We start from the raw sequence: 14,466 nt of genomic DNA, 5'->3' as shown, positions 1-14,466 counted from the left end.
GACTTTAAAGGCATAAATTTACGGTACAAAGCCCAGTCGCCAACCCAGTTTACGGCTATGCCGGCAAACCAATCGCTTATTCAGCCTGTGCTTACGGTCAACTTTATTATCGCCTTAGAGGGAGAGTTTCCGCGGAGGCCTTAAGGCAATTTAAACTCAAAGCGGTATTTTACATCCTTGCCGGTTTGTATCTGTTCTGATATAATTTCGCCATCAACTTTTACAAAAGTGGTAAGCTTGCTGGCAGGGGTGGTTTTAGGCAGCTTTACATCAACCGTAAATTTTACGTTTTGGCCCGATGGCAGGGTAACTACTTTGTCCAGCTTACCTTTGTGGCTTTCTTCGATGTATTTCACATTGTTTTCGCCGCGGTAAGTGATAGTAGCTGTAGTACCTGCGGGTACATCGGCCATATATTCAACCTGGTAGGTATCTTTATGGGGTATTTTTAATTCGCCGCGGTTCATATCATAAATAGTATAATGGCAGCTGCTGGCAACAATGGCAAGGATAAAAAGGTAAAGGTATTTTTTCATCTATGTAATAGTTAAATATTTTTGTGCACCTAAGATGCAAAAACAGATCGGTGCATCCAATAAGCAGACGCACCGATTCGTTAAAAGGTGTCAGAAAAATATGATTTATTTTAGGGCATCGGCCGCATAGGCGCGGCATTTTTTAACCTCAGCTATCGCATCAGACCCCTCGGGTATCTTGTACTCCAGTTCAATAGTAGCCGGGAATTTGTACTTGTTCTTTTTCATCAGCTGCAATACCTCTTTTATAGGTGTATCTCCCTCGCCCCACGGCGCGTTTGGCCCGTCGTGAAACTTGCGGTCTTTAATGTGCATGCTGGTAATCCGGTCGTGGTATTTTTCAATAAAAGGCACTGGGCTGCTGCTTGTGCCCGATGCATAGTGCCCAATATCAAGGTTTACCCCGTTATACTTTGATTGGCTTAGGGCAGTATCCCACAAAGTTGGGGTAGCTTGGGTATGGGCGTGGTAGCCAACCATCATTTTATGTTTAGTGGCCAGGTCGCCAAGGCGTTTGGTTTGTGCCTCGTCGGGCAGTTCTACAGTTACATGGTTGCAGCCAAGGGCTTTACCTGCATTAAAGGCATAGTCAATTTCGGCGTCAGTATTTTTAGCGCCAAGGGCGTTTGGTTTCCAGGCGTAAATAGTTACCCCTGCATCATTGTACATTTTACGCAGCTCCTTAAATTTATCCATAGCTACACCCGCCCGCCATTCGGCCAGTTTGGGTGCAAAATCGGCCCAGCTTTGGTCGGCAGCCCGTTTGGGTGCACCGGCATAATTTTCTGCAGCATCGCCCATCAGTTCAATAGCGTTTATATTACAATCGATGCAGTATTTCAGCAGGTCTTCGGCAGTGCCGGGCATACTACGGAACGAATAGGTTATAACCCCTATCTGCACGCCGTTAATTACAGAATTTGGTTTGCCCGCAGCCCTTAAAAACGATGCTGCAAACGATGCTTTTGAAAGAAGCAGCATACTTGTTGCCGCTATAGTCCCGGTGCCAATAAACTGGCGCCTGCTGATGTTTTGCTTTTTCATAATACCGGTTTGGTGTTTTGGTTGATAGTAAAGTTATCAATTTATAAACACCGGCAAATGATGTATTAAAAGTTTTACTTATTAGTTTACAGTTGATAGTTGGCAGCTGGCATAACCCAATAACCGCCAGCTGCCAAACACAAACGGCTAACCCTGCACCTGCGGCAACACTATCTCAAAATTGGCCCCATTGCCCGGGTGCGAGTAGATCCGCATAGTACCTTTTAGCGTATCTACCAGATGTTTTACCAGGGCCAGGCCAAATCCATAACCCTGCTCGCCGCCGGTACCATCGGTTGATTGTGCTTTGCCGCTCAAAATGGTATCAATACCTTGCTGACTTAGGCCTACGCCGGTATCGGTTACGTTTATTTGCAGCAGGTTTTGTGTTTCGGCAATCTTAAGGCTCAGGCCAACAGTTACCTTACCATTAACCGGGGTAAATTTTATAGCGTTTGAGATAAGGTTGCCTGTAATTTGAAGCAGCTTGTTTTTAGCAAATGGTATAGTTGATGAGTTTACCGAAGTATCTACCGTAAACAGGATCTTTTTGTTCATGGCCTGCGGTGTGTATAGCTTCTCTAACTTGTCTTTAAACACCAGCAGGTTAAACTCGTCGGCTTTCAGATCGCGCCTTGGGGCATCAGCAGTTAAAATTTCGTCGGCCAGCTCCAATAACGAGCGTCCACTGCGTTGTATCAGGTTAATAAATTCCAGCACCTCCTCTATCTCGTTCTCGTGCCCCTGCTCGCTTATTACCTGTGCCAAACCAATTATACCACCTAACGGCCCGCGAATATCATGCGCCACCTTCTTTTTAGTTTCATTGGCCTCTTGCAATTTGGTTTTAAGGCCGGTAATTAAACGGTGGGCATTCAGGCGGTTTACAATTTCGTCAGCAATTATCTTCAACAGTTCCACCTTCTCGGGCGAAAGGCTTTTAAGATCTTTATCCAGCATACATAATGCGCCAAGCTTATGGCCATCGTCAGTTGTTAGCGGGATGCCAAAGTAATAGCGCACTTTTGGTTCGTCTACTACATAAAACTTGTCTTTAAAACGGTTATCGGCGGTAAGGTCTGGCACTTCAAAGTGACCATCCGGGCTGGCTATGGTGTATTGGCAAACAGATTCTTCGCGCGGCATTTGGTCAATATCTAATCCATGATTAGTGATTGTCCATTGCGTAAATGAGTCTATAAGGTTAATAAGCGAGATCTCTGTGCCGGCTACTTTAGCGGCCAGCTTAGCCAGGTCTTTAAAATTCTCCTGGAAGCTTGAGTAATCAAGATCATAGTCTGACAGGCTCAAGATCCTGTCCATTTCATTTTTTGGGATAGGTGGGTTCTGCATGTATTAAAAAAATTGGATCAACAAATATTTACGTATTCCCGGCAATATCGGTTGTTAAAAATCAGTCCAAAAATTAAAATCATTCCCAATAGTTCTAAAAAAAAGGAGGCTCCTTTATCAGAAGCCCCCCGCTTTATGAAGATCAGTTAAAAATTTACTCTGTAACCACTACGGTAGCATTTGCCATCATGGAGTGAACAAGGCAGTGGTAAGTGTAAGTGCCCGGGGTAGTAAATTTAAAGGAAAACTTTCCACCCTGTGCTAAAGTGCCACTGTTAAAAGCGCTGTTAAGGTCAGTAGCTGTATGTGGCGCGCTGTCAGCATTTGTCCATTGCACTGTACCGCCTGCTTTTACAGTTACCGATGCCGGCGAAAAGGCAAAGTCTGTTATGCTAACGGTAGCATCTGGTTTTGGCGCAGTTGGATCTGGTTTTGTTGGCGTAGGTGTACTGTTGCTATCTGATTTTGAACAGGCTGCAACTGCAACCACAACAACCGCTATCATTAACGATATCCCTAAAATGTACTTTTTCATGTTAAAATGGTTTAAATGTTTATTAGGGTTACGGCGGCATTTACACGATGGTTGCTTTGCTTCAAATAATTTTTTAATATTTAGCATTATCAGCAAAACGGCCCGTGGGTATTGCAAAGGGTCATTCTAACAAAATTGTAATATTCAATTAACCCTTATTTAATATTCAGGGTTTTCGTAAATTTGCGCTCCATAATTAATTTATATAGTGACGGAATTAGGTACCCCTTCTATCAAACAAGCCTGGATTGCTGCGCTTCAATCGCCCAAAAAACGTGATAAATTATTAATCGGCTCTTTCATTGTTGCCATCATACTATCATCGTTACCCATATTTTTTAGCTACATACAAAAACGCCGGGGCATTGTGCTCAATGATTGGGTATTAGCCCATTTGCCTGCTTACGATGTTTCAATAGTTATTTTCACTATAATCTGGGGTATGGCTACCCTGATATTTATACGGGCCCTTTACAACCCTGTTATATACATCAATTACGTGTGGACGCTTATTTTTATAAATATAACGCGGATGCTTACCATCACGTTTATCGCGCTTGACCCACCCCGGGGGTTGATACACCTTACCGACCCGCTTACGGGTGTATTTTACGGCCACAATGTTATCACCCGCGATTTGTTCTTCTCTGGCCATACATCAACCCTGGTATTGATATTTTTATGTCTTGAAAGACGTAACGATAAAATACTTGGCTTTATATCCATTATAGCTGTAATGATACTTTTACTGGTACAGCATATCCATTACACCGTTGATGTTGTAGCAGCCCCAATTATAGTGTACATGATATTTTTAATGGTACGCAAACTTTTAAAGCTCGACACTTTAAAAAACAACGAAAATTAAGCTTCTGTTACTTATATTTAAGGTCTGCATTTTTCAATAATCACAGCCCCTAAATACATGAAAAAGAACCTACTTGTGGCAGCTTTAATGCTTTTTACCCTTGTTGTAAACGCGCAGCAAAAAACACCCCGGCAGTTGTTCCCCGGCCTTTTCGAGTCGGTGCAATCATCAGATATATTCCCGGATAATAAAACATTTGTAGACTGTACGCCCAAATATGCACCGGCACTTATCATGAAGGCCTATAACGAGCAATTAGGTAAAGCAGGCTTCGACTTAAAGGAATTCGTACTGGCCAATTTTACCGTACCTGTCGCTACGCACGCCTTCCAAACTGATATTGAAGATGGCATCCGTAAACATATAGATACGCTGTGGCAGGTGCTGCAACGTAAACCCGATGCTGCTTCAAAGCTATCATCACTGGCCGCTTTGCCAAAGCCATACATTGTACCCGGCGGACGTTTCCGCGAGATCTACTACTGGGACAGCTATTTTACCATGCTGGGCCTGCAGGAAAGTAAGCAAACCAAAGTTATTGGCAATATGATAGATAACTTTGCTTACCTGATAGATACCTACGGCTTTATCCCCAATGGTAACCGTGCTTATTACCTTACCCGATCGCAGCCGCCATTTTTCTCGCTGATGGTGAACCTGCTTGCCAAAAGCCAGGGTAATGCTATACTGAGCAAATACCAGCCACAGCTAATAAAAGAATACAATTACTGGATGCTGGGCGGCACCGGTTTAGCTAATAATAAAGCAACCCATCGCGCGGTGCGCATGGCTCATGGCACCCTGCTTAACCGTTACTGGGACGAAAGCGATGAGCCACGCGAAGAAAGCTACATCAAAGATGTTGACGCAGGTAAAACTACTACACAGGCATTACCTGTCTTTTATCATCATATCCGCGCGGCGGCGGCTTCCGGCTGGGATTTTAGCAGCCGCTGGTTTGATGACCCCAACAAGTTAGGCACCATCAAAACTACCGATTTGGTACCTGTAGACCTGAACTGCCTGCTGTATAACCTGGAACTAACCATTGCCCATACTTACCAAATAAAAGGCAACCAAAAGCTTTATGCACTTTATACAGGTAAAGCCGCAGCCCGTAAAAAGGCTATATTGAAATACTTTTGGGATGAAAAAACAGGCTGGTTTAACGATTATAACTGGACTACTAAACAAATTGCAGACGTGCCAACTTTAGCTGCTGTTTTCCCGTTGGAGTTTAAAATAGCTACGCCTGCTCAGGCGCAAAAAATAGCCGATGGGCTTAAAAAGAACTTTTTAAAACCCGGCGGCCTGGTAACCACCTTAAACTTTAGCGGCCAGCAGTGGGATGCCCCAAATGGCTGGGCTCCTCTGCAATACATGGCTATTGACGGGCTGGAAAACTACGGCCACATCGAACTTGCAAAAGATATAGCCACCCGCTGGTTGCAGCTCAATATCCGCGTGTTTAGGAAAACAGGCAAACTGCTTGAAAAATACAATGTGGTTGATACCAGCCTCACCGCCGGCGGCGGCGAATACCCGTTACAGGATGGCTTCGGCTGGACAAACGGGGTGTTATTAAAACTGATGAACAGGTATCATTATGATGAAAAGCAGGGGGAATAGTTGCGCTTTATTGCCATAGGTTGCTATATTTGAATTTACGCTAATGCCGCAATTATTCAAACCAATATACCGCCCAATGGAAAACTCAAGAAGAAATTTTATAAAGAATACTGCCATCGCATCAATAGCAGCGGCTGCTGTACCGGCAAAAAGCTTTGCTATACTGCATAAGGATAAACAACCCGACGAACAAACCATCGGCCATAATGGCTTTACTTATAAGGTTGATAAAAACTGGGCAAAAATAAGCGTGACCAACACCCCGCTGGCCAATTGCCACGAGATGGTGCAGGACAGTAAAGGCCGCCTCATTATGCTGGGTGACCATACGCATAACAACATCCTCATATTCGATAAATCGGGCAAATTGCTTGATTATTGGGGCACTGCATTACCCGGCGGGCACGGCCTCAGCATCAGTAAAGAGGGCGGCGAAGACTTTTTATTGCTGACCGACTGCGGCTGGGCTTTAGATCGTACCGGCAACACCTACGGCCAATCGGGCCAGGTGTTAAAAACCACGGTAGATGGTAAACTAATATTTGCTATTGGCCACCCGCGCACTATCGGCATCTATAAAGATACCGAACCATTTAAACCTACTGAAACAGCCGTAGCGCCCAACGGCGATATTTATGTTGCGGATGGTTATGGGTCTGACTATATCATTCAATACAACAGCAAGGGCCAATACATCCGTCACTTTGGCGGACATAACAACACTAACCCCGACCACAACCTGCACAATGCCCATGGCATCACTGTAGATACACGCGATAGCAGCAATCCTGTTTTGATATGTACCTCGCGCGAGGAAAACTGCTTCAAGATCTTCACCATGGATGGTAAATTCATTAAACGTATTGATATGCCGGGCATGTACGTTTGCAGGGCGGTTATAAACGAAAGTAATATATATGCGGGCGTTTGCTGGTCAAAAAACGCCCAGGGCAAACAGTTTGACGGCTCAGGCTTTGTGACCATTTTGGATAGGGATAATAAAGTGATCTCCAACCCCGGCGGCGAAGCACCGGTATACAAGAATGGTGTTTTACAACAAACCCTGCAAGCTAAAAATGCGGTGTTTATGCATGGGCACGATGTATGTATAGATGAGGATAAAAGCATTTATGTATGCCAGTGGAACGCCAACCATACCGCGCCTGTGAAATTGACAAGGGTGTAAATTATTACACCGGCTTACGCTATAGCCCAAGCTTACAACTGAATGCCATTACAACATAACCGTTTAATATAACTATGAATATCGTCATCGGCATATATACATGCCTTTTACTGACTTTTACATTTCTGCCGCTCATACGTAACGATTATTGGGTTTTCAGAGTATTTGATTATCCCAGGCTGCAAAAACTTTTTTTAAATATATCGGCGGTTGTTTTGCTGCTTACCTGCTATAGCGGCCCTGCTATTTATAAGCAACTACAGCTGCTTGTATTGTGCATCAACATCATCTACTTATTATGGCTTATTATTCCCTTTACCCCTTTTGGTAAAAAACAGGTACTAAGGGCTGGGCCGGTAAACCAACATAAAAGCTTAAGCATTATGATAGCCAATGTATTGCAGACCAATCACAATACAAAAGGTTGTTTAAATGAAGTAGCAAAATCCGACCCGGACGTTGTTATACTATTGGAAGCTAACAAACGCTGGGACACTGAAACCCGTAGCCTAAAAGAAAAATATCCGTATGCTGAAAGGGTGCCGCTCGAAAACATGTACGGTTTACTGCTATACTCAAAGCTGGAAATGATTGAAACAAGTACACAATATCTTGTTGAAAAAGACATCCCCTCTATACACACAAAAATAAAGTTAAGGAACGGGCAACTGGTGCAATTTTATGCGGTACATCCAACGCCGCCGGTCCCGGGCGAAAACGTTAGAGCAACGGAACGTGATAAGGAATTGCTTTTAGTAGCCGACCTTGCCAAGCAAAGCCGGCTACCCGTTATCGTAGCCGGAGACCTTAATGATGTAGCCTGGAGCCATACTACAGATCTTTTTTTGAAGATGAGCGGGTTGCTTGATCCGCGCAGGGGGCGCGGGTTCTTCAACTCCTTTAATGCTCACCATTTTTTCTTACGTTTCCCGTTAGATCATGCTTTTATCTCCAGGCATTTTAAAGTAATCACATTGAAACGCCTCAATAATTACGATTCAGACCATTTTCCAATTTTTTTGCACGTACAATTAGACGATGATGCTTACCTGGAGCAACAACCATTGCAAGCCGACCAGGAAGACATTGAAGAAGCTGTAGAAAAAAAGAAAAAAACAACCTAAACCCTACCTCACCGGCTTAGGGAATACCGGCAAACTTTCATGCCCATCTGCGTCTACGGCCTGCACGGCAAACAGGTAGTTGTCTTTTGAGTAACCGATGTTGGCATTGGTGCTGGTCACATAAAATTTCTTTTCCCAAAACGGGCTGATGGTTTCGCGCATCAGTACATAGTAGCCTGAGGGTGCTTTTCCTTTCGGGGCATCCCATTTCAGTTGGGTTTTGTTGGTGAGGCCGCTGGTTATAATGCCTACATTCTGCGGCTCGGATGGCGCCAGGGCAAGATTGGCTAATACCGAAAGATTCATTCGGGCTACTTTTTGAATGTAGTCGTAATCGGCAAAATCGGGCAGATCGCCATAGTCAATGCCATTTTCCTTGCGGATATCCTGGTGCTGGCGGTTAAAATCCTCATTCATTTCTGTAATGCGGATAGCGGTATAACCTTGTTGTGAAAACGGCGTATGATCACCTCCACGCAGGTAACGGTCGCGGCGATAGATCAACTTAACATCCAGTTGTTCTACATATCGCTCGGCAATTTCTTTGGTGTAACGCGCCAGTTCACGCGCGGGGCTATCATTTTCCCCACCTACCGAATTACGGGTTGAAGCCTGCTTTTCGGTTTCTGTAGCCGGTACGCCTTCGCTAAAAACACGTACACTGCGGTTATCTTTCAGCCCGGTTTCCATCCCGTAGGTATTACCCACAATATCATTATTCAGCAAGGCATCTATCTGCCAGCCCTCGGCTTTGGCGCGTTTGGCAACATTGGTGGATCCGTAAAGCCCCTGCTCCTCGCCTACCACGGCCATAAATATTATGGTTGCCGGGAACGACCGCTTAGCCATCACCCTTGCCAGTTCCATGGATACCGCCGTGCCCGATGCATCATCCACCGCTCCCGGTGCAAAATCCTTTACGTTCATTACATCAGTTACCCTCGAATCGTAATGGCCGGATATGATGTAGATGCGCTTGTCGGCCGTGTCTGTCCCTTTTAAAATGGCCAGCACGTTTTTCATGGGCGTTGGTTTATCTATGCGGTTGCCCTGCGGCTGTATAAACGCGTCAAATTCAACCTTCATGCGGCCGTTTGATGCGGCGGCATAGCGCTCATACTCTGCTTTTATCCAGTTACGTGCCGCGCCTATCCCTTCGGTTTTGCTAACGGTATCGCTCAGGGTATGCCTGGTTTTAAAGCTCACCAGTTTCCGCACAATAGCTTCAATGTTTTTAGATGATACCTCATCAACCATTTGTTTGATGCCTGCATCCTGCTTTATAGTGGTCTGTGCCGATGCAGAAATGGTTAAAATAGAAATGATAAACAGGCTGATACGTTTCATAAAGCAATTTAGCAAAATGGCTTTTGTGAAAGATGAGTGAGTTGATATTGTTACAAATACCCATCTGAGCGTCATTTCGAGGTACGAAGCAATCTCTTCACATGCTAAGCGGGATGCAATGTCAGGAGATTGCTTCGTACCTCGCAATGACGCGCGGGGTATTAAAACTAAAAGAGACGCGAAGTATCGCGTCTCTACAGTATTTTATTTTACCGTATAGGTTGCTTTGCTAACCCCCACTCCTGTAATTTTTAAGGATTTCCAGTTAGCAGGAAGCTTGCTCCTTATCTGGGTGATGCCCGTCGGGGTAATATCCAACCCGCCAAAACCCATCAGCATAGCCTGGATAATACCGCCTGCGCCAGTAGCAAAGTAAGGGTTGGTACCACCCTTAGTTTCCGCAATTACCCTGAACGGTGGATTCAGGTTTGGTTCATAGGCTTCTTTAAACCAATGATAGGCCTTTTGTCCATCGCCAAGGCGGGCGTAAAGTAGTGCAAATACACCTTGTGTCATGGCCGGGGTACCTTCATTGGGTACACGGGTTTCGTAGTATTCCAGGTCTTTTTTGATCTGCGCCGGGTCGGTTATGGTTTTTAGCGGATAGGCTAGCAGGTTAACATCCGCTTGTTTAATGCCTTCGCCTTTATACTGGGCGTGCTCCTGTGTTACCCCGTTAGCCATTTTCAGGATGGGGATATTATTAGCTACGTTCACCCAGTCGCTATCCGCCTGCATACCTAATATTTTAGCGGCGGCGGTGGCGTTCATCAGGTTAGCCTGCGCAGCAGCATTGGTAAAAGCGTTATTGTCAATATTCTCCGCCCATTCATCGGCAGCAACAACATTCTTAATATCGTAATGCCCGGGGCCGTTCCGCTCTACCCGGCTCGCCCAAAAATCGGCAGTGGCTGATAGGATGGGCCAGCCTTTATCGCGCAGCCATTGTTTATCCTGCGTAACGCAGTAATAAGCCCACGCGGCATTGGCCACATCGGCACTTATGTGGTGCTCAAATGGTCCGCTTAGTGCCCAAACGGGCGTTTCCTCCACCCCGCTATCGGCGCTCTCCCATGGGTACATAGCGCCTTTATAACCGTGCGAAAAAGCGTTTTTACGGGCGTTCTCTAATCTTTCAAATCTATATTCCACCATCGACTTTGCAATCTCGGGGTGCATCACCAGCATAGCAGGGAACATCCACAGGTCGGTATCCCAAAATACGTGGCCATTATAGCCCAGTCCCGATAAACCCATTGGCGATGGCGATAAAGCCGTACCCTCACGCGAGAAAGAATATAGATGATAAAGCATACTGTGTACATCCTGCTGTGCCTGCGCATCGCCCTCTATCTGGATATCGCTTTTCCACAGCTCATCCCATGCTTTATTATGAAATTGGATCAGCCTGTCGCGGCCCTCCAGCTTGGCAAAAATAGTGAGGCGTTCGGCTTCATTCAACGGGTCGGCGTGATGTGCCGATGTGATGGACGAGCCGGTAACCCCGTATTTGTACGTTTGCCCCGCTGCAATAGCACGACTGAATTTCATCAGGTGCATGTTGTTGTCCCACATTTCGTGAATAACGCGGGGCTCTTTGCCATGCTCCTCGTTAAACAAAAACGAGGTTGATGCACAAAGCTGCAGCTTGCCGGTAGGGCTTTTAGCGGTTGAGGTTAACAGGCTGATGGTTACATGCGGCCTGTCAATCTCGTTATAATAATTTTGAACCTCCTTTAGCGCATCGGGCGCTTCCATTACGCTTGCTGCGGTTACATTGATGGCCTTTTTAGCCGTAACAGCTACATCCATCAGTACCGTAAAAGGTAGCTGGCGTAACGAATAATAGGTGTATTTGATACTTGCCTTATCGCCATAATCAAACGTGGTGGTGAAGGCGGCGTGCTGCATATCAAGCTCCTGCTTAAAGTTGCTTACCATTTTGGCGTCGATGCGTTTACCATCCACTTCCAGGTACATATTAAGCAGGTTAAAACTATTCAAAAAATTGCTTACACGGCCGCGGCCATACAGGTCATAAGCGCCTGCAAGTACCACATTTTTTACCTTAAACGGCTCGGGCGATGATACGATGCCTATCATCCCGTTGGCGGCGGTAATGCCATAGTAGTTGTTCGGGTCTATCTTATCGGCTTTTATAATCCAGGGGTTTTGCGCCGATGTGCGGGTTATTACTAACAAGCCCGACAATACAATAAGGGATACTATTCTCTTCATATAAACCCGTTATTTTATTTTTAACTGCAGCTTCTCGTTCACCAATTCGCCTATTTTACGGCCCGATGCGGTCCCTGTAACACATGCTATTTTGTAATGGATGCCACCATAAACACGCGACATGGAAGCCTCCTGTGCGGCTAATCTGAATGATTTAAAACTACGTGCAGGTATCCCAAATTCGGTTTCGGATGAATCTGTGTAGGCTACATCATCGCCAAAGCTTTTTGTAAGCGTTTCTGCCGCGGCGGCTGATATTACAGCATGGCCACTAATATACTCAGGGAATGGCGGGGTTTGGATGCGCGGCCTCCAGTCGGGGTTTAACAGCTTGGTTATCACCGTTTCGGGGCGTACGCTGTTTGCTTTGTACTTTACATACCAGCAATTAATAAAGGCATCAAACAGAGCAATAGATGCTTTTGTATAAGCAGCCACAGTAGTGCCGAAATCGGCGTTCTTAATTTTAGAGCCAATGCCTGCAATGTTCATCCAATGCCCTGCCGGCCCAAATTTTTTGGTAGCGAATGATGCGTGGCCAATTACATTTAGTTTAAACGCGTTGTCGTCCCAAAAATCGGCCATGTGCTTTTGGTCTTCGGTAAGGTTATCACCTAATTTCTCAACCTCTACCACGCTCTTATAAAACACACCGTTCTTATCTGTCATGTTATACGGCGGTGGTTCGGGGGCCGGTATTTGCGATGCCGAATCTAAAACCATGGTGCGGATCTCGCCCCAATGCGGTTCAAGCGCCTGGGCGTACATTGGCGGTGTAGGGATCCAGCGGCCATCCTTGCGCACAACGGTATATTTACTTGCCGAGCGGGTTTGCGCATAATGATCTTTCTTGCTCCATTTCATGATATGTTTGGCAACACTATCCGAGTAAGCAACCGAGTTTTTAAACACATCCGAAGGCATACCGGCATCTTTTGCTTTTTGCTTTAACTCGTCGACATAAACAGACATACTGCCTTCCGGGAAGGTAACGGCATTCCCCACAAAGCAAAACGAAAGCAATGATGCAAACTGAAAATCTATCTCTTTGCCTTTTTCGGGCTGCGGTGCTTTTGGCAGGTGCTTTATTTGGCCGGCTAATGAGCGGTAATGTATTGGGTCGCCGGCGGCAATTACTTCGTATGCAGCAATGTTTGCATACGCATAGTTACGGGATGCAATAACCGGCGGAAAATTATTTTCAAGAACAATATCGTTCAGTTTTTTTACGGTAACGCGGTAAAGTTCGGGATCGTGGGTAACCTTTTGGTAGTCGGCTTTTTTACAAGATGTAAATACTAAAATTACACCTGCAATTAAAAACAGGAAACGTTTCATAACAGCTTATTGGATTTAGAAAAAAGATGGCTTGCACCATCAAACTTATATTGGCTTTTTGTGAGATTTACGGGCTAATATAAGGTTTTTTAGCTAATAGATAAGCGCATAAATTGTTTGATTTTAACCGGGTTAAATAAGTATTTTTAGACTTCAAAAAAGGTAAAAATATTAGTTTTGCCTGATTCTAAAATGTTACTGTATTTGTATGAAAAAACCCGTTCTGTTTGTTTTTGGTTTCCTTGTTTTAGCCTTTATAAGTGTTTACTTTATTATACCTCAAAAAATACAGGCAACCCGTGTGGTTGAAATAGATGCCACGGATATAAACATATCAAAATTCCTTGTTAACAAAAGGCCATGGGCCAAATGGTGGCCAGGCAAACACGTGGCTACCGACAGCTCGTTATATACCTATAAAAACATCAGTTTTACCTTGCAGGAAAACACCAACAGCGAGATGCACGCGCTTATCAGGCAGGATGACATTGAACTAAAAAGTATACTAACCTATGCCACAACAGGCGAGGGTATGTGCGAGGTTAACTGGTTTGCCGAAAAACAAAGCAGCCTTAACCCTTTTGAGCGAGTGGCCGAATACTTTAAAATTAAACGGATAGCCCAAGACCTGGATGGAGTGTTAACAGATTTTAAAAAATTTATGCAGGCAGACATGAATGTGTACGGTATGAATTTCACGATAACAAAAATACAACACCCTATTGTATTGACAACTACTGTAAACACAACTGATTACCCCGCCGCCGAGCTTATTTATAGTAAAGTGGCCGAATTAAGAAAACAGATCCGCGCACAAAATGCTATGGCTGTTGATTCGCCAATGATGAATGTACACGCGGTTGAGACAGGTGGCTACCTGGTAACGGTGGCCGTACCCATCAACACCATAATTGAGCCCGGCAAAAATGCAATGATAAATAAGCTGGTAAAGAATGCGAATGCTTTAGAAACCCAGGTTAAAGGTGGTAAAAACACTATTTTAAATGGTTTTTCGCAACTTAAAAACTACCAAAAAGCCCACCGATTAATATCACCGGCAATGCCTTTTGAATCGTTAGTTACTAACAGGCTCGCCGAAAAGGATACCGCTAAGTGGGTCACTAAAATTTACTGCCCAGTTTTTTAATAGCGCTTACTTAGTTAACAATATCAGCTTACCATCGTATGTAGTGACCACATAGCTTGTACCAGTAGCTGTTTTGTATGGGTAAAGGTGAGTTATCTCCTGTGAGTTAAGCATGGCATTT

The 14,466-nt window shown here is 44.8% G+C and carries 12 protein-coding genes; 5 read left to right on the top strand and 7 right to left on the bottom strand.

Features of this window, described 5'->3' with window-relative positions; translation table 11 throughout:
* Positions 1-140: 140 nt before the first annotated feature.
* From WC615_RS18560 to WC615_RS18545, 4 genes are all read right to left on the bottom strand, one after another.
* The gene (locus WC615_RS18560) at positions 141-536 is read right to left on the bottom strand and encodes a hypothetical protein (RefSeq protein WP_372979559.1); all 396 of its coding nucleotides are present in this window, start codon (positions 534-536) and stop codon (positions 141-143) included.
* Between the two features lie 105 nt (positions 537-641).
* Positions 642-1,580 (bottom strand): sugar phosphate isomerase/epimerase family protein, encoded by a 939-nt coding sequence (locus WC615_RS18555; protein WP_372979558.1) that lies wholly within the window; start codon positions 1,578-1,580, stop codon positions 642-644.
* Positions 1,581-1,727: 147 nt separating this feature from the next.
* Positions 1,728-2,933: a GAF domain-containing sensor histidine kinase gene (locus WC615_RS18550; RefSeq protein WP_372979557.1), complete on the bottom strand. Its 1,206-nt coding sequence runs from the start codon at positions 2,931-2,933 to the stop codon at positions 1,728-1,730.
* A 154-nt stretch (positions 2,934-3,087) separates the two neighbouring features.
* Positions 3,088-3,468: a cupredoxin family copper-binding protein gene (locus tag WC615_RS18545; RefSeq protein WP_372979556.1), complete on the bottom strand. Its 381-nt coding sequence runs from the start codon at positions 3,466-3,468 to the stop codon at positions 3,088-3,090.
* A 208-nt stretch (positions 3,469-3,676) separates the two neighbouring features.
* Here WC615_RS18545 and WC615_RS18540 point away from each other — a divergent pair, with 208 nt between their 5' ends.
* The 4 genes from WC615_RS18540 (at position 3,677) to WC615_RS18525 (ending at position 8,275) form a co-directional block, all read left to right on the top strand.
* Positions 3,677-4,336, top strand: a complete 660-nt coding sequence (locus WC615_RS18540) for a phosphatase PAP2-related protein (RefSeq protein WP_372979555.1) — start codon at positions 3,677-3,679, stop codon at positions 4,334-4,336.
* Positions 4,337-4,393: 57 nt separating this feature from the next.
* Complete coding sequence (gene treA / locus WC615_RS18535) at positions 4,394-5,965, top strand: alpha,alpha-trehalase TreA (protein ID WP_372979554.1); 1,572 nt, start codon at positions 4,394-4,396, stop codon at positions 5,963-5,965.
* Between the two features lie 43 nt (positions 5,966-6,008).
* Positions 6,009-7,151 (top strand): twin-arginine translocation signal domain-containing protein, encoded by a 1,143-nt coding sequence (locus WC615_RS18530; protein WP_372979553.1) that lies wholly within the window; start codon positions 6,009-6,011, stop codon positions 7,149-7,151.
* 74 nt (positions 7,152-7,225) lie between these two features.
* Positions 7,226-8,275: an endonuclease/exonuclease/phosphatase family protein gene (locus WC615_RS18525; RefSeq protein WP_372979552.1), complete on the top strand. Its 1,050-nt coding sequence runs from the start codon at positions 7,226-7,228 to the stop codon at positions 8,273-8,275.
* 3 nt (positions 8,276-8,278) lie between these two features.
* Here the strand turns inward: WC615_RS18525 and WC615_RS18520 are convergent, their stop codons facing one another.
* The 3 genes from WC615_RS18520 to WC615_RS18510 all read right to left on the bottom strand — a co-directional run bounded on the left by WC615_RS18520 (position 8,279) and on the right by WC615_RS18510 (position 13,198).
* Positions 8,279-9,622 (bottom strand): M20/M25/M40 family metallo-hydrolase, encoded by a 1,344-nt coding sequence (locus WC615_RS18520; protein ID WP_372979551.1) that lies wholly within the window; start codon positions 9,620-9,622, stop codon positions 8,279-8,281.
* Positions 9,623-9,826: 204 nt separating this feature from the next.
* Entirely contained in the window at positions 9,827-11,860 is a 2,034-nt protein-coding gene (locus tag WC615_RS18515) for a glycoside hydrolase family 65 protein (RefSeq protein ID WP_372979550.1), read from the bottom strand.
* Between the two features lie 9 nt (positions 11,861-11,869).
* Positions 11,870-13,198 (bottom strand): vanadium-dependent haloperoxidase, encoded by a 1,329-nt coding sequence (locus WC615_RS18510; protein ID WP_372979549.1) that lies wholly within the window; start codon positions 13,196-13,198, stop codon positions 11,870-11,872.
* 208 nt (positions 13,199-13,406) lie between these two features.
* On the opposite strand from WC615_RS18510, the gene WC615_RS18505 reads away from it, so the two are divergent.
* Positions 13,407-14,345: a hypothetical protein gene (locus WC615_RS18505; protein WP_372979548.1), complete on the top strand. Its 939-nt coding sequence runs from the start codon at positions 13,407-13,409 to the stop codon at positions 14,343-14,345.
* Positions 14,346-14,466 lie beyond the last annotated feature (121 nt).

It is taken from the genome of Mucilaginibacter sp., from assembly GCF_041663085.1.
In the GTDB taxonomy this organism is placed as follows: domain Bacteria; phylum Bacteroidota; class Bacteroidia; order Sphingobacteriales; family Sphingobacteriaceae; genus Mucilaginibacter.
The sequence above is the reverse complement of the archived record's forward strand: the minus strand, read 5'-3'. Positions and strand labels throughout refer to the sequence as shown.